The following is a 17,691-nucleotide window of genomic DNA, read 5'->3' as shown; positions in this document are numbered from 1 at the left end:
CCGGGTAGGGGTACACGGACGTGCCATTTCGGCTCAACCCGCTTTATCTGGCACCAGCCCGTCAGCCACAGCTATGGACTTTCAGACCTGGGAACCCGTCTACGAGCGGCTCCTCGCGGCGTTTGGCTACCCCCGTGGGGACGACGAACGGGCGCGGGACCGACTGGCCGAGTTACTGGCCAACGCGTCGACCTACGACCCGGCCGGACTGGGCCTCGACGGGCAGACGGTCGCCGTCGCCGGCGCCGGCCCGTCGCTCGAACGCGAGGCCGACCGGGCGGCGGCGGCCGACGCCGTCCTCGCCGCGTCGACCGCCGTCGACCGCCTGCGGGACGCGGGCGTCGCCGTCGACGCGATGGTGACCGACCTCGACAAGAACCCCGGGACCGGCCGGGAACTCACCGAGTCGGGGACGCCGGTGTTCGTCCACGCCCACGGCGACAACGTCCCGGCGGTCGAACGGCACGTCCCGACGTACGACGGCGCGTTCGTCGTGCCGACCACGCAGGCCGCCCCGACAGCCAGCGTCCACGACTTCGGCGGGTTCACCGACGGCGACCGGGCGGCCTTCGCCGCCGACCACTTCGGCGCCGCCGAACTCCGCTTCGTCGGCTGGGACTTCGACGACCCTGACGTGGCACCCGAGAAAGGCGAGAAGCTCCGGTGGGCCGAGCGGCTGCTGTACTGGCTGGAATCGCGGCGGGGCGAGCGCTTCGGGGTGCTCGACGGGCGCAGAGACGACATCGCACCGCTGGCCGCGACCGATTAGGGCGCCAGGGCGGCCATCGTCGCCTCGATGTCGGCCCGCTGGGCGGCCCGCGGGAACGAGACGTTGATGGCGTCGACGCCGTCGATGCCCTCGAAGCGAGCGAGTCGGTCCCGGCACTCCTCGGGCGTGCCGGCCACCGCCAGGGCGTCGAGCAGGTCGTCGTCGACGGCCGCGACGGCGGCCTCGCGCTCGCCGGCGTTCCACCCCTCGAACACCGTCGTCGCGGTCTCCTCGTACCCCTGTCTGGCCAGCGCGTCCCGGTAGTAGGTGCCCATCCCGCCGACGTAGAAGGCGATGTGCTGGCGGGTCAACTGGCGGGCCCGCTCCCGGTCGTCGAGCGCACAGCAGGGCACCGAGAAGGTGACTCGCTGGCTCGCGCGGTCGCGGCCGCCCAGTTCCACGCCCCGCTCGAAGTCGTCCAGCCGGTCGGCCATGCCGTCGGCGGTGACCAGCAGCGCGTGCCAGCCGTCGGCGAACCGGCCCGCGAGTTCGACGGCCTTGGGGCCCAGCCCGCCGGCGTCTATCGGCGGGGCCGGATCGGGCGGGTCACAGCGGAGTCTGAACCCGGACAGCTCGAAGATGTCGCCGTCGTAGGCGACCGTCTCGCCCGACAGCACCTGTTTGACGACGTCGATTGTCTCGCGAGTCCGACGCAGGGGGCGCTCGAAGGACTCGCCGTGCCACCCCTCGATGACACGCAGGCCCGAGGGCCCGAGGCCGACGCGCAGGCGCCCCCCGGAGGCCTCCTGCAGCGTGGCGGCGGTCTGGCCGATGAGCGACGGGGAGCGCGAGTAGACGTTCAACAGCGAGGTGCCGATGCCCACCTCGTCGGTCCCGTCGGCGATGCTCGTGAGCGTCGTGACGGCGTCCCGGCCCCAGGTCTCGGGGAGCCAGACCCGCTCGTACCCCTCGGCCTCGGCGAGCTGGCTCAGCCCGACCAGCGTCGAGACCGACGGCTGGGCCGCGACGGGGAGGTAGATATCTCTGTCCGTCATCGGTCGACGGCCTCGGGCCGGGGTCGTGGTGGGCGAACGATAGAAACGGCTCGCGACGGTGCTGTGGGGCGTGTCGCTGGCATATCCGTATCTGTGGCCCCGCGTGGTATAAAATGGCAGGCACACCAGCCCGGGGCCGTTGAAACGGGTTCCAACCGGCGGTTCGTTCCCGGTCAGTCGAGCGGCGAACTGCCGGGCCGGCCGAGCGCGTCCCGCGAGACTTCGAGCACGTCGCCGGCCGACAGCGTCGTCTCCGTCCACGGGGGGAGCCGGTCGTCCGGGCCCGGCGCCCTGATGCACCCGGCGTAGGTCTGGACCTGCGAGCGCTCGGCGTCGGCGTCGTAGTCGAGCGCGTTGACCGCGGCGTCGGCGCCGTACTGGCGGACGAGCGTATCCGCGGCGTCCCGGTAAGCGTCGGGGAGGCGCTCGTAGTCGGGTCGAACGCCGTGGTCTTCGAGGACGCGAAAGAGGGCCTCGCCGACCTCCTGTGCCATCGTCGAGAGGCCGCCCCGACCCCCGACGGGACGGTGGTCGTGGCGGTGCATCCCCAGGTCGACCTGCGCGGTGGCGGTCTCGCCGACCACGTCGTAGGCCTCCCCGAGCATCCCGATTTCCAGCCCCCAGGCCCGCTGGGCGCGGATAGAGCGGGCGGCCTCGGCGGTGAAGGCGAACTCGCCGGCCAGCGGGTAGCGAAACGCCGAGAGGTAGGCAAGCAGCGGGTCGTCGTGGGCGTCCGATAGCGCCCGGAGGAGTGGCGCGACGAACAGCCGGGCGAGTCGGCCGTACAGTTGCCCGTCCTCGACGCGGGCGTAGTACCCCTTGACGAACGCATAGCCCATATCGAGCCCGGCGAGCAGGCGCGGGACGTGTTTCGGCGAGTACGTCGAGGCGTCGGCGTCGTGGACGGCCACGTAGTCGGCCCGGTCCGCGGCCAGCCCGAGTCCGAGCCAGACGTCCCGCCCCTTCCCCATCGCGCCGTCGAGGCCGTGGTCGTCGAGCAACGGGGCCACGCTGGGCGCGTTACACCACAGCGTCGTCACGTCGAGGTCGAAGTCGGCGGCCCAGCGGTCGAAGGCGGCGGCGACCGGCCGGGGCGCCCGGAGCGGGACGACGACGGCGCTGGGCCCGACGGCTTCGAGGGCCCGGAAGACGTGGGTCGGCGTCACGGCGGCCTCGGTCTCCCCGGCGATGGGGACGACGACCGCGCTGTCGCCCGCAGGCATCGCCGGCACCGCGTCGGTCAGGTCGTGCAGCGTCGTGATGCGTTCCTGTAGGTAGTCCATGCGTTAGCTACTGCGGATGGCCTCGACGAGCGGTTCGTACGCGGGCGTCCCGGCCAGTTCGTCGGCGGCCGCTCCGAGCGCGTCGGGGCGCCCGCCCAGGAGGACGCCGCCGTCGCCCGTGGAGACGGTGAGACCGACCGACTCGGCGACCGCGGTGAGTTCCGAGGCGACCTCGGGCGTGAGTCCGGCGACCTCGAAGACGCGACTGACGTAGGCCCCGCTCCCGTCGGTCGGCGCGCCGATGGTCTCCAGGTGGCGCGCGACCTCGCTTCCACGGCGGACGTCGAGTTCGGTCACGGAGACGCCGTCGTCGGCGACGTACGCGCGCTCGGTGAAGGCCGCGCCGATTTTCGCGGCGTCGACGGTCTCGCGCACGTCGTGCGTGCGGACGACGTGGGCGCCCCGCTCGACGGCCATCGCCGTCGCGGCCAGCGAGACTGGGAGGGCGTCCTCGGTCGAGCGGTCGGCGATGGTCTTCAGGAAGTTCTTCCGGTTGATGGAGACGAGGATGGGGCGACCGAAGCCGCGGAACTCCCGCAGGCGCTCGAAGGTCGCGTGGTCGTCGGCGATAGTTTTGGCCTCGCTCCACCCGCCGAAGGCCGGGTCGACGATGGTCTTCTCCGTGAGGCCGTTCTGCTTGAGCGCCTCGTACACCTGGTCGACGTAGTCGGCCGCTTGGGCCCACTCGGGGGAGTTGCGGGCGGCCCAGTCGGTCTCCTCGACGGCGCCGGGGCGTTCGAGGTCCGGCGGACTCGCCATCTTCGCGACGGCCACGTCGTACTCCCGGCAGACCTCCGGCATCGCCGGGTCCGCGAAGCCACAGATGTCGTTGACCATGTCGAAGCCCCCCTCGATGGCCGCCTCGGCCACCTCGGCGTAGCGCGTCTCGATGGAGAAGACGGCGTCGCCGCTGACGGACTCGATGGTCTCGATGGCGACGTCGAGGCGGTCGAGTTCGTCCTCGGCCGAGAGCACGTCCAGTCGCTTGTTGGCCGACTCCAGGCCGATATCGACGATGTCGGCCCCCTCGCCGACGAGTTCCGTGTCGACGTACTCGGCGGCTTCCGCCGGGTCGTCGTACACCGACGGGGAGTACGGCGACTCCTTGCTGACGTTCAGCACGCCCATGATGCGTGGGGGGTGGTCGTCACCTATCGGGAGCCCTGCCGCGTCGACCGTTTGCATAGCCGTCTCCAAGGACTCGGGACGGTAAGCGTTGGTGTTTGCGACAACGCCGGTGGCCCGGCCACGTCAGGCCGGCGCGTCCGCGGGGTCGAGCGGCGCCTCGTTGCGGTACTCGACGACGTCGAACTGGTCGTACGCGTGGCGCCGCTCGACGGACCAGTGCGTCCCGAGATACGGGAACACCCGGCTGGCGACCTGCCGCTCGGGCAGTTCCGAGACGAACGCGCGGTCGGCGTAGGGCAGGAACATCGCGTAGATAGACTGCCCGCCGATGACCCACCCGGTCGTCCCCTCGGCGGCGACGGCCTCGACCGCGTCGGCAACGGTGGAGACGAAGGTGGCGTCGGCCTCCTCGTACTCCTCGGGGCTGCCCGTGACGACGACCGGGTGGGTCCCGCGGATTCGGGTCATCCCCTGGTGGGTCTTGCGGCCGACGACGACCGGGTGGTCCGCCACGCGGTCCTTGTACTGCCGTTCGTCCGCGTCGTAGTGCCACGGGATGGTCTCGCCGTCACCGATGGCGCCTGTCCGGGCCACGCCGGCGATGAGGTTGAGTTCGACCATGGGCGGTGTTGGGGGGCGACCCGTAAGCCCGTGTCGCCGTCCGTGGCGCCCGACCCGTCGCCCGCGGCCGCGGAACAGCAAGACCGCGTCGCGTTCCCGCAGTCGGGCGTCGCCCACCACAGCCACACACTGACAGTTTTATTTAGCCCACCCTCCTAGCCGCTTTCAGTGTCGACGCCGGAAGCCGATATCCGTGCCGTCCTCGACGAGTCGGGGCCGGATTACAACGGATTCACCTTCGAGACCCCGGGCGGTGGCCACCAGAGCGACGTCTACATGGTGACGCTGGACCACGGCGGCGAGGAGTACGAGGTGGTGGTGAAGTTCAAACCCGACGGTGACATCCCGTTCGACATCGAGCCGAAGCTCCACGAGTACGTCGCCAACCGGACCGACGTGCCCGTGCCCCGCATCCTCGTGTTCAAGCAAGAACCCGGGGTCGACGTGCGCCCGTACTTCGTCACGGAACGTGTCCACGGGGAGAACCTCTCCCAGGAGTTCGCGACCCTCTCTGCCGAGGACCGCCGGCGCGTCATGGCCCAGGCCGGCCACATCCTCGGTGACCTCCACTCGGAAATCGGCTTCGAGGCCTTCGGCCGCCTCGACCTCCACAACGGCCGGCTCATCGTCAGGGACTGGATGGGGAACTGGCGGGAGTACTTCGAGCAACTCACGCGGGCTCACCTCTCCCGGCTCGACGAGACCCCGTTTGCGGACGTGAAAGGCCGCGCGCTGGAGAAAATCGAGCCCGCCCTGGAGTTCGTCCCCGAGGACGGCGTCCCCCGGCTGGTCCACGACGACTTCCGGCCGGCGAACCTCCTGTTCGAGGCCGGCGCCGACCGGCCCATCACCGCGGTGCTGGACTGGCAGGACGTGCTCGCGGCCCTGCCCGAGTACAACCTCGCTCAGACCGAGTTCCTCTTTATCGACTCCTCCTTTAGCGACCCGGACGTGCGCGAGAGCCTGCGCTCGGAGTTCCACGAGGGGTACACCGAACACCGTCCGATGGACTTCGAGGACGGCTACGCCGACCGCCGGCCGCTCTATCAGCTCTCGACGCTGCTGTGGCGGATGGCCGGCTTCGAGGCCGTCTTCGACGACGACTCCGGACTGGTCCAGGCCCGCGCCGAGGCCCAGTACCGCCAGCAGTTCGAGCGGTTGCTGGACGCGGTTCCCGAGTGACCGATAGCTACTCGCTGGGCCCGATGTCGAGCAGCGCCTCGACGTCGCGCCACTCCACCTCGGCCCGCGCGCCGGGCGTGCGCGCCGCGAGCGCCCCGCAGGCGTTACCGACTGCGAGTGCCCGTTCCAGGTCCTCCTCGCGAGTCGCCAGAAACCCCGCGGCGAAGGCGTCGCCCGCGCCCGTCGTGTCCACCGGGTCGACCGCGAAGCCGGGGTGGGTTACCTCCCGGTCACCGCTGAGAGCGGTCGCGCCGCCCGACCCCTGCTTGACGACCAGCGTCGAGACGTCGTCGGCGAGTCCGTCTTCGCGCAGAACGGCCACCTCGCGCTCGTTGCAAAACAGGAGGTCGCTCCGGCGGACCGTCTCGGCGTAGTCCCGGTCGGCCAGCCGTCGACCGGGGTCGAAGCTCACCGAGAGCCCCGCCCGGGTCGCCGTCCGCGCCAGTTGGGCCGCGGTGTCGGGCGCCTGGCTCGTCAGGTGGAGGTGGTGGGCCCGCGAGAGCTCCCGTTCCGAGAGGTCCGACGCCGCGTAGGCCTCGTTGGCCCCCTCGTTGCCGAACATCAGCAGTTCGCCCGCCTCGTCGACCACGAGGTACTTCACGGCCGTCTCGCCGTCGGTCTCGACGAGTGCGGTCTCGACGCCCGCGTCCTCGAGTTCGCGCCGGACGAGCCAGCCGTTCTCGTCCCGCCCCACGCTGCCTAAGAGCAGCGGGCTGGCGTCCAGTCCCGCGAGCGCCACGGCCACGTTCGAGGCGCTGCCGCCGCCGGACTGGTACTGGCGGTCGATAGAGGCCTCCCCGTCGGGGTCTGGCAGTCGGTCGACCTGGAGGGTGACGTCCCAGTTGACGTGGCCGGCACAGACGACCCGGAGTGGAGCGTCCGTCATCGCGGTCCCCCGACTCGGTCCATGACGATAGCTACCGCAGCGGAGGGATAAAATACACCGGTCAGTGGAGTCGGCGCATTTATTTAATCTGTCGACGCATGACATCTATGGCACGCCCTCCAGCGGTCGTACTGCCGAGTCGAACCGTCGAGCGATCACCTGCGCGAGACAGGGGTGGGACGCCGTGCGCCGACTGCTAGTGGTCGCGGTCGTCGTCCTATCGGTGGTCCCCGTGGCCGTCACCGGTGCCCAGGTCAACGCCTCGATTACCGAGGTCACCGTCTCGCCGGGGAGTCCGGCTCCCGGCGAGAAGATCACGTTCACGACGACGATACGGAACCTCGGGAGCAGTGGCGACGCGCTCCGCATCGAGAGCGTCGAACTCCGTGACGGTGGAAGCCGCGGCCTGCCGGTCTACAGTCGGAGCCGGAACCTCGGGACCCTCTCGCCGGGCGCGGAGATTACGGTGCCGCTGACACAGCGCTTCGAACAGGCCGGTAGCCGCGACCTGCGCATCCAGGTCGTGGGCGAGAACGTGAACACGAACGAACCGGTCGAACTCCGCTACCCCGTCGCCGTCTCGGTCCGGGAGCGCCACCCCCAGGTCGACGTTGAAGCCGACGACTCCGTGGCCAACGTGACCTCGAACGGTACGGTGACCATCGCGAACGGGCTCGATACGCGCATCTCGAACGTCGAGGTCACCGTCTCGGGGAACGACGTCACGATGCTCGACGACCGCTCGGTGTTCGCGTCGGTCGCGGAAGGCTCGACGGCGACCGCGGACTTTCGCTTCAGGCCCGAGCGAGCCGGAACCCACGAACTGCGAGCGAACGTCACCTACACGCTCCCGAGTGGCACCGAGCGGACGGTAACCCAGAACCAGACCATCGAGACCGAGGCCGCCAGCGGCGGGGTCGTCCTCGAGACGTCGCGGTCCGGCAGCGGCACCGAGCAGACGCTCGCGGTCGACATCGTCAACCAGGGGAACGCAGCCGCCGAGGACATCGTCGTCAGCGGCCGCTCGGAGAACGCCACCGTCAGTCAGACTATCGTCGACTCGGTGCCCCCGCGGTCGACCGAACGAGTGCGGCTGAACGCGACGCTGTCGGCCCCGACCGCCGACGTGGTCGTCACCGCGGCGTATCAGAGCGGGTCGGACCGGCGGACGGTCACCACGACCCGGACGCTGCGTGCGACGCCCGCGTCCATCGAACTGACCGGGCTCAGTGTCTCGCGCGAGGACGGCCTGCTCCAGATAACCGGTAGCACCAGCAACGTCGGCACGACGACGGCGCGGAGTGTCGTCGTCCGCGTCCTCCCGGACGAGGGCGTCGAACCCGCCGCCCCGAACAGGGACTTCTTCGTCGGCGAGGTGCCGGGCAGCGACTTCAGCTCGTTCGACCTGACGGCGCGGGCCACCGGGAACGTCTCGGCGATTCCGGTAGAAGTGAGCTACCTCGTCGACGGCGAGCGGACCAGGGAGACCTTCTCCGTGCCGGTCGACTCGGGCCGCTCGGACCGGGCGGAGCCACAGACCGGCGGCGGCGGCCTCGGCGCGGGCCTGGTTGCCGTTGTCGGGCTCGCCGGTGTCGTGTCGCTGGTCATCGCGGGCCTGTTCGTCCGTCGCTACTGGCGCGGTGAGGACGACGCGGACCTATGACGGTCATCGACGCCCGGCGGTTGGTCAAACGCTATCGGACCGGCGGTCAGACCCTCGAAGCGCTGAAAGGCGTCGACTTCGCGCTGGAGCCCGGCGAGTTCGTCTCCATCATGGGTCCGAGCGGCAGCGGGAAGACGACCCTGCTGAACATCATCGGGCTGCTGGCGACGCCCACGGAGGGGCGGCTACTGCTCGAAGGCCGCGACGTGACCGACCTGAACGACCGGAAGCGGACGCTGCTCAGGAAGCGGACCATCGGCTTCGTCTTCCAGCACTTCTACCTGCTGCCGACGCTGTCGGCCGTCGAGAACGTCGAAGTCCCGCGGCTGTTCGACCGCGACCGCCACCGGCGCGCTCGCGCCCGCGACCTGCTGACCCGCGTCGGGCTGGGCGACCGACTCGACCACCGCCCCGACCAGCTCTCCGGGGGGCAAAAACAGCGCGTCGCCATCGCGCGCTCGCTCATCAACGACCCGAAGATCGTCCTCGCCGACGAGCCGACGGGGAGTCTCGACCGGGAGACCGGCCGACAGATTCTCGACGAGTTCCGACGCATCGCCGACGAGCAGGACGTGGGCATCGTCGCCGTGACCCACGACGAACTGGTCAACGAGTACGTCGACCGGACGGTCCACCTCGTCGACGGCTCGCTGGGGCGGGAGACAGTCGATGCTTGACCCACTCTACCGCCGGTTCCCCGCCGTCTTGATGGCCCGCCGGAATCTGACGCGGACGAAAGTCCGCTCGGCGCTGGCGTCGCTGGGCATCGTCATCGGCGTCATCGCCATCGCCTCGCTGGGGATGTTCGGCGTCGCCCTGCAGTACTCCATCTCCGAGAACCTCGGCGGCCTCGGCAACCAGGTGACGGTCTCGCCCAACGCCGAGGCCGGCGTCCAGAACCTCACAGAGCGGGACGTGCGTGAGATACGACGCGTGGTCGGCCCGGCGGTGTCGGTGTCGCCGGAGAAGCGAACGGTCCGGCCGGTCTCGTTCGACCGTGGTAGCAACCAGACGACAGTCGTCTACGGTATCCAGGACCCGGCGTCGGTGTACAACGCCTCCGAGGGCCGGATTCCCGACCCGTTCCAGAGCGGCGTCCTCGTCGGTGAGAGCGTCGCCGAGAACGAGGACCTCCAGCCCGGCAACACCATCTCGGTCAACGGCACGTCGATGCGCGTGCGGGCGGTGCTGGAATCGACCGGGTCGTTCTCGCAACTGAACCCCCAGAACCGCATCTACCTCCCCGTGAACTCCTTCGACCGGCGGGGGTACCAGCAGGTGTACGTCACCGCCGAGTCCGGGACGGCGGCAAACGAGTCCGCGATGGCGATTCGCGACGCGCTCAACGACCGCGAGCAACGCGTGGTCGTCCAGGAACTGGGTTCGCTCGTCGACCAGGTCAACCAGACCTTCCAGGTCATCAACACCGTCCTCGTCGGAATCGCCGCCATCTCTCTGTTCGTGGCGGGCATCTCCATCCTCAACGTGATGCTGATGTCGACCGTCGAGCGCCGCGAGGAGATCGGCGTCCTCCGGGCCGTGGGCTACCAGAAGCGGGACGTGCTGAAGGTGATGCTCATGGAGGCCACGCTGCTGGGCGTCTTCGGCGGCCTCGTGGGCGTGGGCGTCAGCGCCCTCGTCGGCCTCGCTATCAACTACTACACCGTCGACGACGCGACGGCGCTGTTCCGACTGGCGAACCTGTGGTATCTCCTGGCCGCCTTCGCGTTCGCCGTCGTCGTCAGCATCTTGAGCGGCCTCTATCCGGCGTGGAAAGCGGCGAGCGAAGAACCGGTCGAGGCGCTCAGAGGGTAGCTGTCGCCGGATTTCAGGGCAGCGCTTCGACGCCCGCTTCGAGCCACGGCTCGGTCCGGTCGACGGTGACGGTGTCGAACTGGGCCAGCCAGGCCTCGTCGCCGCGCTCGAACGCGTCCAGGGCGTCGCCGACGGTGTAGACGTGTTCGCCGTCGGTGCAGGGGAACACCGCCTGCAGGCGCGTCTCGTCGTAGAGCGCCAGCGAGACGACGGGGAAGACGACGACCTCGTCGACCCGGTCCATGCCGACGTACGTGCGCGTGCGGTGTTCGAACGCCGGCTCCAGCGAGGAGCCGTTGCGGTCGGCCCAGTCGGCGAACTCCTCGTAGGTCGCCAGCGCCCCCGAACGGGTGTCCTCGGCCATCGTCCGGATGCGCTGCCACTCGCCGGCCACCATCGACTCCGCGAAGACGCCGTTGGCCTCCAGCCGGTTGACCCGGTTCAGCACCTGCTGCTGGGCGTCGAATGTGCCGTACGTATCACCGCGAAGATACAGTTCCGCTCGGAGGTGTGTTTCGTCGGTCATCGGTTATCTCGTTCGGGTAATCTGTCGAGTACAACTAAACTCTTTCCCAGCGACAATAGTTAGCATACGTATATTTGTCCACGAAGGTATTTCGATTAAAGCAGCGTATGAGTGTCTCTAAGTAGCAGAATTCGATTGTATAGTTGGTTGAATTTGACGTAGAAACTACAGCTTAATTTTTGCGCTGGTCGATTCAGTATTCGTCTATCGTCGAAATCTACACTGTGGTGTTCTCCCGAGCGAGCATGCTGCTCGAAGATACGCGATACACACGTAGGAAATATTTCTCGATGTGGCTAGTTACTCACTGTCGGGCCGTTCGCTCTTCGAGACGCTCCCGACGGCCGCGTCTCGCGGCTTCCACCGCTCGCCAAAACGTGGTTCTCACTGCGTCGTCGGGCGGCAAAGCCGCCCGAGGGACCGACGGCCCTCCTGTTCGAAACCTCGCTGCTCGCGGGTCACTGCGTTCCCCGCTCGCAATAACGAGACGCTCCCGACGGTCGCGTCTCGCTACTCGCGGCTGAACCCGCTCGTAGTGTCAATCATCCGCGCTCGCTTCCGCGCCGCTGTCGGCGACGACCTCGATTTCGCCGGCGTCGAGTTCCTGTTCGACCTCGCGGGCGGCCTGGACCATGTTCTCCATCTTGCCGCGTGCGACCTCGCGGGGCAGGAGCTTCACGCCGCAGTCGGGCGAGACGGTCAGGCGCTCCGGCGGGACGACCTCCAGTCCTTTCTTGATGTTCTCTTTGATCTCCTCGACGGATTCGACCTCGGCGGTATGGGCGTCCAGGACGCCCATGGCGAAGTCCTTGGTGAACTCGTGGTCTTTGAACACGTCCAGTTGCTCGTAGTTGCCGTTGGCGAGTTCGAGGTCGTACTCGTGGACCGGGTAGTCCAGAATCTCGGGGTAGATACGCGAGTAGTCGCCGTAACAGACGTGCAGGCCGAGTCGCACGTCCTCGGGTATCTCGTCGACGATGCGTTCGAGACACTCGCCGACGATTGCGTGGTCGTCCGGCGTCGTCGCGAGGGCGGGCTCGTCTATCTGGATGTAGCGGGCCCCGGCCTCGACGAGGGCCTCTATCTCCTCGTTGACGAGGTCCGCGAGTTCGTAGGCCAGTTGCTCCTCGCTGTCGTAGACCTCGTTGAACGACCAGTTCGCGAGCGTGTACGGGCCGGTGATGGGGACCTTGACCGGGCGCTGTGCGACCTCGTCGGTGAACTCGAACTCCTCGACGAGCCACTGCTCGCCGTACTCGACTTCGTCCGCCACGGAGGGCTTGTCGAAGTAGTTGTGACCCCACACCTTCACGCGGCCGTTGAACTCGTAGCCGTCGATGCGGTGGGCGAAGTACTCGACCATCTCGTTGCGGCGCATCTCGCCGTCACAGACGACGTCGATGCCACAGCGCTCGTGCTCGTGGGTGATGAGCCGCGAGGCGTCGTCCTTCGCTTCCTCCCATTCGTCCTCACCGAAGTCGGCCGCCTCGTCCTCGAACATCTCGCGGGCGCGGTCGTGCCACTTGGGTTTGGGGTAGGAGCCGACGACGGTCGTCAGCAGGAAGTGGTCGTTCGGGTGGTCCTCGGGTCGGAACTGCTCTCGTGGTCCTGTCATTGGTCTGCCTCCGGGGTTTCGAGCGTCGCGGCGTTGGCCAGCGACCGAATCTTGTCCTCGAACTTGTTGACGGGGAGATAGAACGTCTCGGTGTTCGTGGTCGCGTAGACGGTGTCGTAGGCGGTGTTGGTCTGGGTCTCGAACCAGTCGACGCGGTCCCGAATCGTCTCGGGCGACTCGACGCGGGTGTTCTGGCCGTCGACGACGCCCAGCGCGACGCTGTCCTTGGTGCCGTACTCCTGGACGTTGTAGACGTTCTTGTCGTGGTCGGCCACGAGGTCGAAGCCGATGGCGTCGACGTCGGCGTCCATGAGGTGGGCGTAGGTCTTCTCCTCGACGGGCCCCCAGTAGGTGTGGGTGACGACCTCGGCGTCGACGGCGTTCGCGACGGCGTCGATGGCCTCGCTGGCACGCTCGTCCGCGCCGTCTGCGGGCGGGTTCTCGACGAGCGACGGCTCCAGCAGGAACAGGGTCTCGACGTCGGGGAACTGCTCGACCTCCCCCGCGAGGAAGTCGGCGACGGCGTCGAGGAACGCCGCGTCGTCGCCGTAGTGCTCGTCGGTCGCGAGGTCCGCGAGCGAGTACGGCCCCGGCAGGACGGCCTGGAGACCGGAGTCGACCAGCCCGGCGGCGGCGTCGAGTTCGGCCGCCACGTCGCCGTCGGCGGTCAGGTCGTCGGTGACGACCGGCTCCCGGTAGAAGTTGTTGTTGTCGTAGTAGCGGACGATGCCCCGAGTATCGACGCTGTCGTGGACCGCAAGCGGGTGCGCGAGCATGTCGTCCCAGCGCAGTTGGCCCTCCACGACCCGGTCGAGGCCGGCGTCGGTCTGCAGTGAGACGACCTCATCGCGGGCGCGGTCGTAGGCGCTGGTGATGGCCTCGCCCTCGTCGCCGCCGATGAGGTCCGTCTTCTGGTGTCCTTTCAGGTCGGACAGCTCGTCCTTGGCCCAGTCCGGCAGCGGGAACAGGCCAGGTGTCGTCGCAACTATCTCTGGCATTGGCCGAGGCTATGAAATGACGAGCTTTAATATTTCCTATTCAGAAAAATGCCTCCAAGTAATTATATCTCTGAAAACCGCAAGACGACGAGCGCCTCGTAGGGGTGCTTCTCGGTAGCAAATACCTCGCTGTCGAGTCCGCGCTCGCGGGCGTACGCGCGAACGGCGTCGGGGTCGGTGAGACTGCTGACCAGCAGTAGCACCTCGCCGCCCGGCGCCAGGACGCGGCCCACGGCGTCGAGAAACGGGTCGACCAGTCGGCGGCCGTCCTCGCCGCCCGAGAGGGCGTGTTCCATCCAGTCGTCCCACTCGGCGTCTTCGGGCGTCGGCAGGTAGGGCGGGTTGAACGCCACGAGGTCGAACGCGCCGTCCCCGAAGGGAGCCACGAGGTCGCCGCGCACGACGGGGACCCCGTTGTCGGCGGCCTCGCGGCAGGCCAGCGGACTGAGGTCCACACCGACGGCGTCGGCGCCGGCCTCGGCCAGTTTCGCGGCGACGTAGCCCGACCCGGTGCCCACGTCCAGAGCCTGGTCCCCCGCAGTGACGCGCTCGACGGCGGTGCGGGCGAGCAGGGCCGAGTCCTCCGCGGGCTGGTACACCGTCTCGACGCCCCGCTGGTCGGCCAGGGATGGTCGGTCACCGTCGGGGCCGTCGCCCTCGCGTTCAGTCACCGCCCTGCTCCGGTTGCCCGACCTCGTAGGCCAGGCTCGCCAGGTCGGCGAAGTCCGCGGGCGTGAGGTTCCCGGCGCGGGCGCCCATCAGTTCCTCGTCGGCGGCGTCGACCACGGCGTCGGGGTCTCCCAGCCCGGAGATGTGGGCCGTGTTGCGGACGGCGTTGCGCATCGTCTTCCGGCGCTGAGTGAACACCGCCCGCAGGAAGTCCATGAAAAAGTCGTCGCTCGGGACCGTGTAATCCGGCTCGCGGGGCGTCGTCCGCACTAGCGCGCTCGTCACGCGGGGCTGGGGGTCGAACGCTCCCTTCGGCACAGTCTCGACGAGTTCGGCGTCGGCGTAGTGGCCTGCCGTCACCGACAGGCGGCCGTAGTCGTCGGTCCCGGGGTCGGCGGCCATCCGCTCGGCGAACTCCCGCTGGAACATCAGGACCGTGGGTTTGCCCTCGGGCAGCAGGCGGAACGCTATCTCGGAGGACGCGCCGTAAGGCAAATTCGAGACGCTGGCGGTGAAGTCGGGCAACTCGATGTCGAGCGCGTCGCCCTCGACGACGGTCAGTCGGTCGGCCGCGACGGCGTCGGCGAACTCGGTTCGGAGGTGGGCCGCGAAGTCGGGGTCCCGTTCGACGACGGTCACCCGATCGGCCACCGCGAGCAGTCGGTCCGTCAGCGCCCCCGGCCCGCCGCCGATTTCCAGAACGTGGGCCAGGTCCAGCCCCTCGGCGTAGGAGGGTATCCGGTCCAGCACGCGGTCGTCGACCAGGAAGTGCTGGTCCTGTCGCGTATCGGCCCGCTTGCCCGCCCGCCGGACCAGGGCGTCCGGGTCGCGGTTCCCGTACTCGGTCATTACCCCCTGTAGACGGTCGGGGGGTGAAAAAGTCGGCTACTCGTCGGTGCGTGGTCGGTTACTCGCCGTGCTCCGCGGCTCACTGCGTTCACCGCTTCGCTTCGAGGATTCGTTCGCTCCGCTCACTCACCCTCGCCCTGCTCCGAGCGCCGCACGAAAATCCGGTACTTCAGGTCGTCGTCGCGAAGCTCCTCCTGAATGCGGTCGACGAGCACTTCCTTGGGGCTGTGGAGCCCGCTGACGCGCTCTTCGAGTTCCTCGAAGCTCTCGAAGGGGTTGCGCTTTCGCTCGTCGAGGATGGTGTTGCGGAGCTTCTTCCCGATGCCCGGCAGCAGGTTCAGCTGGTGGAGCCGCAGCGTGATGGGCTGGGCGTCGTTGTAGAAGTCCACGAACCGCCGCTCGTCGGCGTCGACTATCTCCTCGACGGCGTACTCGAGTTCCTGCCGGGCGCCGCTGGGCAGGTCCTCGAAGTCGACCTCGCGTATCCGGCCGAACGCGGTCAGGTCGATGCGGTCGCCGAAGGCGATGTCGTCGTCCTCGTCGAGCGAGAGCTCGTAGATGTGGAACTCGTCGACTCCGAGGGCGTACGCGAGCGGCTCTTTCTGATGTTGGGGGCGGTCGTCGTCGCTCCGGCCGTGCGGGAGCACGTCGAGCACTGCCGCCACCAGGTCCTCACCACCGCTCTCGGTGCTGCTCATGCGAAACTGTATGACGAGAGTACACTTAATGGATTGGATGACCGCAGAGAAAGCCGTGGGTCACGCCGACGCCGTTAGGCGTACTGCCTGACGACGTCGAGAATCTCGTCGAGTTCGTCGCCCGACAGCGAGTACCGCTCCTGGGCGTAGATGGCGCGCAGTTCGTCGCGGTCGAGGGGCCGGAGGTTCGCGATCTTGTAGGCGGTCGCCTCGTCGACCTTCTCCAGGTCCCGGAGCTGGTCGACGAACTCCAGGGACTCCTCGACGCCTAACATCGCGAAGTGGTTGACGTGTTCGATGGAGCGTTTGAGTTCGTAGCGCATCTCCCGGTCCTCGTCGGCCGCACGCTCCATCTCCAGGTCGGCCAGTATCTCCTTGGTCTCGGCGGTGGTGAGATACTCCTCGGAGACTTTCTCCTTGAATATCGTCATCGCTCAGTTCTCTTGGCGTCGGAGGTGTGCAGGCTTGACGATGACCGTCTTTTCCTTGCCGCCGTCGACGATTTCGACCTTGTAGGCCGTCCCCTGCTCGCCGACGACCGTGCCGGTCTGGCCGTCGAAGCGCGGGTGGAAGCGACCCTCGGGGACCGAGGGGTCGATCTTCAGGTGGACCTTCTCGTCGGTCTCGTAGGACTCGACGGCGCGCTGGGGCGGCGACGTACCGCGGTCGCGTGGCTTGTTCTTCAGCTTGTTCCGTGTTCCTTCGAGGGGGCCGTTCGAACTCGGCATTCTTGCTCATCGCTTGTCTACTCGCCCATATAAAACGTGCGTTCCGCGGCCGACTCTGTGCCCGATGGCCAGTGCGGCCGCTCCGGGAGCCGTGAAACGCGGAGAACGAAAGCCGTCTTACAGGCGACCGACGGTGTCGACGTCGACGGATTCGACGCCGTCCACGTCGGCGAAGGCGTCCTCGACGGCGTCCGTGCCGCCCGCCTCGTCGGGGATGATGACAGTCGGGAACAGCGCGACGAGGCCGAAGGCCACGTCGTCACGCTCGAATCCCTTTATCTTCGCTCCTTCGGGAAGCGCCCCCTCCAGACGGTCCTGAAGCGCGTCGAGGTCGACTTCCGGGCTCTGCGGCATGATCTTGATCTTGGCAGCGACTTTTCCCATTGTTACGGTCCCGTGAATCCGCAGTCGGGGCACTTGTAGAGGTTGCTCTGCTTGCGGCACTTCGAACAGCGGTAAATCTGCTGTCCGCAGTCCGGGCACTTGAACGCGGCCGCGTTCGTCGTGGCGATGTTGATGCCACACGAGACGCATTTCTGCGCTCGCTTCTGCTGGCTCTCGCTCATACCACCCCGTACCCGACCGCCGCTTTTAACGGTTGTCAAACGCCGGCGGGAGCGTGGCAGGCCCTGTCATCCGGTCGGGTCAGCTGCCCGGTAGAATGTCGCCCAGCGCCGCGCCGATAGCCATCGGGACGAACGCGACGGCACAGATACACAGCGACTCCCAGACGAGTCGGGGGTCACTCGACCACTCGACCATCCCCCAGCCCGTCAGCAGCGCAATCGAGGTGGCGAGTGCCGTCAGCGTCACGCCGGCCAGGCGCCGAGGGACGACACCCAGGATGCGGTGGGCGATGCGCACGTCCTGGAAGTCGGCGACGTAGAGGATGCCGACGACCATCGTGACCGCCGTCACGAGCGTCCCGACGAGGTACAGCGGGTGCTGAGCGATGTGGAGCCCGGCGTCTCGGGTCCCGCCCTCGACGGCCATCGGGATACCGAAGAGGAGCGACCCCAGCACCGCCTCGGCGAAGTCCTCGCGGTCGAACCCCCAGATGACGCGGCCGAAGACGGCTGGGTCACCGCCCTGTGCGTCGGCCGCGGCCCGCATCGCCTCGCGGACCTGTCGGCGCTCCGCCTCGCTGTCGACGATGTCCTCCAGCGCTTCGAGTTCGTCGAACAGTTCGCCGAGGCCCTCCGACTCGGCCGGGTCCTCGCTCATCGCTCGGTCGCTCCGTCCGCCGTTTGCACCGAGGTGCCTATC

At 68.2% G+C, this 17,691-nt stretch carries 21 protein-coding genes; 5 read left to right on the top strand and 16 right to left on the bottom strand.

Annotation, left to right across the window (positions count from 1 at the left end; all coding sequences use genetic code 11):
- The first annotated feature begins 73 nt into the window (after nt 1-73).
- Nucleotides 74-769, top strand: coding sequence for a 6-hydroxymethylpterin diphosphokinase MptE-like protein (locus NDI86_RS05195; RefSeq protein WP_310899340.1), 696 nt, complete (start codon nt 74-76; stop codon nt 767-769).
- Here the strand turns inward: NDI86_RS05195 and NDI86_RS05190 are convergent.
- The 4 genes from NDI86_RS05190 to NDI86_RS05175 form a co-directional block, all read right to left on the bottom strand.
- Complete coding sequence (locus tag NDI86_RS05190) at nt 766-1,764, bottom strand: TIGR04024 family LLM class F420-dependent oxidoreductase (RefSeq protein ID WP_310899339.1); 999 nt, start codon at nt 1,762-1,764, stop codon at nt 766-768. The genes NDI86_RS05195 and NDI86_RS05190 overlap by 4 nt on opposite strands.
- A gap of 173 nt (nt 1,765-1,937) precedes the next feature.
- On the bottom strand, nt 1,938-3,047 hold the full coding sequence (locus NDI86_RS05185) for a glycosyltransferase family protein (RefSeq protein WP_310899338.1): 1,110 nt from the start codon (nt 3,045-3,047) through the stop codon (nt 1,938-1,940).
- A gap of 3 nt (nt 3,048-3,050) precedes the next feature.
- A complete protein-coding gene (gene folP, locus NDI86_RS05180) occupies nt 3,051-4,232 on the bottom strand; it encodes a dihydropteroate synthase (RefSeq protein ID WP_310899337.1) in 1,182 nt (393 codons plus the stop codon).
- Between the two features lie 66 nt (nt 4,233-4,298).
- On the bottom strand, nt 4,299-4,796 hold the full coding sequence (locus NDI86_RS05175) for a dihydrofolate reductase (protein WP_310899336.1): 498 nt from the start codon (nt 4,794-4,796) through the stop codon (nt 4,299-4,301).
- Between the two features lie 168 nt (nt 4,797-4,964).
- Here NDI86_RS05175 and NDI86_RS05170 point away from each other — a divergent pair, with 168 nt between their 5' ends.
- Nucleotides 4,965-5,978 carry a phosphotransferase family protein gene (locus NDI86_RS05170; RefSeq protein ID WP_310899335.1) on the top strand — a complete coding sequence of 338 codons (1,014 nt, stop codon included), beginning with the start codon at nt 4,965-4,967 and terminating at the stop codon, nt 5,976-5,978.
- Between the two features lie 7 nt (nt 5,979-5,985).
- On the opposite strand, the gene NDI86_RS05165 is transcribed toward NDI86_RS05170, so the two are convergent.
- A complete protein-coding gene (locus tag NDI86_RS05165; RefSeq protein ID WP_310899334.1) occupies nt 5,986-6,864 on the bottom strand; it encodes an ATP-dependent ribose-1-phosphate kinase in 879 nt (292 codons plus the stop codon).
- Nucleotides 6,865-7,048: 184 nt separating this feature from the next.
- Between NDI86_RS05165 and NDI86_RS05160 the strand changes: the two genes are divergently transcribed.
- From NDI86_RS05160 to NDI86_RS05150, 3 genes are read left to right on the top strand one after another with little or no spacing between them, the layout of a single operon-like run.
- Nucleotides 7,049-8,527, top strand: coding sequence for a COG1361 family protein (locus NDI86_RS05160; RefSeq protein ID WP_310899333.1), 1,479 nt, complete (start codon nt 7,049-7,051; stop codon nt 8,525-8,527).
- Entirely contained in the window at nt 8,524-9,204 is a 681-nt protein-coding gene (locus tag NDI86_RS05155; RefSeq protein ID WP_310899332.1) for an ABC transporter ATP-binding protein, read from the top strand. The genes NDI86_RS05160 and NDI86_RS05155 overlap by 4 nt, the downstream gene beginning before the upstream one ends.
- A complete protein-coding gene (locus NDI86_RS05150) occupies nt 9,197-10,342 on the top strand; it encodes an ABC transporter permease (protein WP_310899331.1) in 1,146 nt (381 codons plus the stop codon). The genes NDI86_RS05155 and NDI86_RS05150 overlap by 8 nt, the downstream gene beginning before the upstream one ends.
- A gap of 13 nt (nt 10,343-10,355) precedes the next feature.
- Here NDI86_RS05150 and NDI86_RS05145 read toward each other — a convergent pair whose 3' ends face one another.
- From NDI86_RS05145 to NDI86_RS05095, 11 genes are all read right to left on the bottom strand, one after another.
- Nucleotides 10,356-10,868 (bottom strand): HTH domain-containing protein, encoded by a 513-nt coding sequence (locus NDI86_RS05145; protein WP_310899330.1) that lies wholly within the window; start codon nt 10,866-10,868, stop codon nt 10,356-10,358.
- Between the two features lie 538 nt (nt 10,869-11,406).
- Complete coding sequence (locus NDI86_RS05140; RefSeq protein WP_310899329.1) at nt 11,407-12,483, bottom strand: methionine synthase; 1,077 nt, start codon at nt 12,481-12,483, stop codon at nt 11,407-11,409.
- Nucleotides 12,480-13,481, bottom strand: coding sequence for a 5-methyltetrahydropteroyltriglutamate--homocysteine methyltransferase (locus NDI86_RS05135; protein ID WP_310899328.1), 1,002 nt, complete (start codon nt 13,479-13,481; stop codon nt 12,480-12,482). The genes NDI86_RS05140 and NDI86_RS05135 overlap by 4 nt, the downstream gene beginning before the upstream one ends.
- A 62-nt stretch (nt 13,482-13,543) precedes the next feature.
- The gene (locus NDI86_RS05130) at nt 13,544-14,152 is read right to left on the bottom strand and encodes a HemK2/MTQ2 family protein methyltransferase (RefSeq protein ID WP_310899327.1); all 609 of its coding nucleotides are present in this window, start codon (nt 14,150-14,152) and stop codon (nt 13,544-13,546) included.
- Nucleotides 14,145-14,999, bottom strand: a complete 855-nt coding sequence (locus NDI86_RS05125) for a 16S ribosomal RNA methyltransferase A (RefSeq protein WP_310899326.1) — start codon at nt 14,997-14,999, stop codon at nt 14,145-14,147. The genes NDI86_RS05130 and NDI86_RS05125 overlap by 8 nt, the downstream gene beginning before the upstream one ends.
- A gap of 122 nt (nt 15,000-15,121) precedes the next feature.
- On the bottom strand, nt 15,122-15,697 hold the full coding sequence (locus NDI86_RS05120; RefSeq protein WP_310899325.1) for a DUF655 domain-containing protein: 576 nt from the start codon (nt 15,695-15,697) through the stop codon (nt 15,122-15,124).
- A gap of 74 nt (nt 15,698-15,771) precedes the next feature.
- Nucleotides 15,772-16,128, bottom strand: coding sequence for an RNA polymerase Rpb4 family protein (locus NDI86_RS05115; RefSeq protein ID WP_310899324.1), 357 nt, complete (start codon nt 16,126-16,128; stop codon nt 15,772-15,774).
- Nucleotides 16,129-16,131: 3 nt separating this feature from the next.
- Entirely contained in the window at nt 16,132-16,425 is a 294-nt protein-coding gene (locus tag NDI86_RS05110) for a 50S ribosomal protein L21e (protein WP_310899323.1), read from the bottom strand.
- A gap of 117 nt (nt 16,426-16,542) precedes the next feature.
- Nucleotides 16,543-16,809, bottom strand: a complete 267-nt coding sequence (locus NDI86_RS05105) for an elongation factor 1-beta (RefSeq protein WP_310899322.1) — start codon at nt 16,807-16,809, stop codon at nt 16,543-16,545.
- 2 nt (nt 16,810-16,811) lie between these two features.
- Entirely contained in the window at nt 16,812-16,991 is a 180-nt protein-coding gene (locus tag NDI86_RS05100) for an HVO_2753 family zinc finger protein (protein ID WP_220587000.1), read from the bottom strand.
- Nucleotides 16,992-17,070: 79 nt separating this feature from the next.
- Nucleotides 17,071-17,649, bottom strand: coding sequence for a DUF2391 domain-containing protein (locus NDI86_RS05095; RefSeq protein ID WP_310899321.1), 579 nt, complete (start codon nt 17,647-17,649; stop codon nt 17,071-17,073).
- Between the last annotated feature and the right edge of the window lie 42 nt (nt 17,650-17,691).

This window comes from Haloarcula onubensis, assembly GCF_031624605.1.
GTDB classification, from domain to species: Archaea; Halobacteriota; Halobacteria; order Halobacteriales; family Haloarculaceae; genus Haloarcula; species Haloarcula onubensis.
The sequence above is the reverse complement of the archived record's forward strand: the minus strand, read 5'-3'. Positions and strand labels throughout refer to the sequence as shown.